1 protein-coding gene is annotated in these 1,514 nt (G+C 64.1%); it reads left to right on the top strand.

The window, feature by feature from the left end:
* The first annotated feature begins 276 nt into the window (after positions 1–276).
* Positions 277–1,488 (top strand): IS110 family RNA-guided transposase, encoded by a 1,212-nt coding sequence (locus AC5Y4Z_RS26200; protein WP_499967946.1) that lies wholly within the window; start codon positions 277–279, stop codon positions 1,486–1,488.
* Positions 1,489–1,514: the final 26 nt, after the last annotated feature.

Here is a 1,514-nt window from a genome sequence, read left to right as displayed (position 1 = left end):
TTCACACTAATGGGTCTTGATCAGCGTGCCGTTGACGACTTTGTGGTTCGTTTGCGGGGAGGCTGATTGCCGAGCGGCTGGCTGGTGAGCACTTGTTCACACTGGAATGTTTGGTTCGATTCCTGGTTTGAGACCGTGCCCCAGCCGGTCGTGAGGTCGCCTGTAGCGCTGATGGGATGGCGTGCCGATCGAGCACTTGCATTAGGTCGCCGCGGGGTGTCCTCCAGCTCAAACAGTTGGTTAATAGCCCGAATCCGGTGAGAGAGGCGGTGGTCGATGATCTTCGTAGGTGATGACTGGGCCGAAGACCATCATGACGTGCACGTGATGAATGAGGCTGGCCGGCGGCTGGGGACGCGGCGACTGCCCGACGGGTTGCCCGGCATCCGGCAGCTGCACGAGCTGATCGGCGCACATGCTGAACAACCCGACCAGGTGGTGATCGGTATCGAAACCGACCGCGGTCTATGGGTGCAAGCGCTGGTTGCCGCCGGCTATCAGGTGTTTGCCATTAATCCGCTGGCGGTGGCGCGCTACCGCGACCGCCACCACATCTCGGGGGCTAAATCCGATGCCGGCGACTCCAAGCTGTTGGCCGATCTGGTGCGCACCGATCGGCACAACCATCGCCCGATTGCCGGCGACAGCGCCGAGGTGGAGGCGATCAAGGTGCTCGCGCGAGCACACCAGAGCCTGATCTGGGCGCGGGCCCGCCACACCAACGCACTGCGCAGCGCGTTGCGCGAGTATTACCCGGCTGCCCTGGTCGCCTTCGACGACCTTGCCCACGGCGACGCTTTGGGGGTGTTGAGTCGTGCCCCCACCCCCGCCGAGGGTGCCCGATTGAGCCTGTCGGCGATCCAGTCGGCGCTCAAACGCGGTGGACGCCAACGCTTTATCGCCGCGCGCGCCCAAGAGATTCAATCCGCACTGCGCTCAGAGCAGCTCGACGCGCCAGCAGCAATAGCGGCCGCGTTTGCGGCCACAACCCACGCGGCGGTGGCCATCATTGCCGAGCTGAATCGCCAGATCAACGAGCTTGAGACCAGCCTGGCCGCACATTTTGAGACACACCCGGACGCCGACATCTACCGCTCCCTGCCAGGACTTGGTGTCGTGCTCGGCGCCCGGGTGCTCGGTGAGTTCGGGGACGACCCGAATCGCTACACCGACGCCAAGTCTCGCAGAAACTACGCCGGAACCTCACCCTTGACCATCGCCTCCGGCAAGAAATACCACGTCGTCGCCCGCTACATCCGCAACCGCCGCCTCTACGACGCCATCGATCAATGGGCGTTCTGCGCTCTTTCGACCAGCCCCGGCGCGCGCGCCTTCTACGACCAGAGAATCGCCGCCAAAGATGGCCACCACCAAGCCCTGCGCGCCCTAGGTAACCGCCTGGTCGGCATCCTGCACGGCTGCCTACGCCACCACAGGCCCTACGACGAAGACAAAGCCTGGGCCCACCGAACACCCGCCGCCGCTTGACAACTTACGGACCTGGGATGTCTCAA

The sequence above is a fragment of the Mycobacterium sp. NGS63 genome (assembly GCF_059812295.1).
Note: the sequence above shows the minus strand (reverse complement) of the source record. Positions and strands in the feature narration are given on the sequence as shown.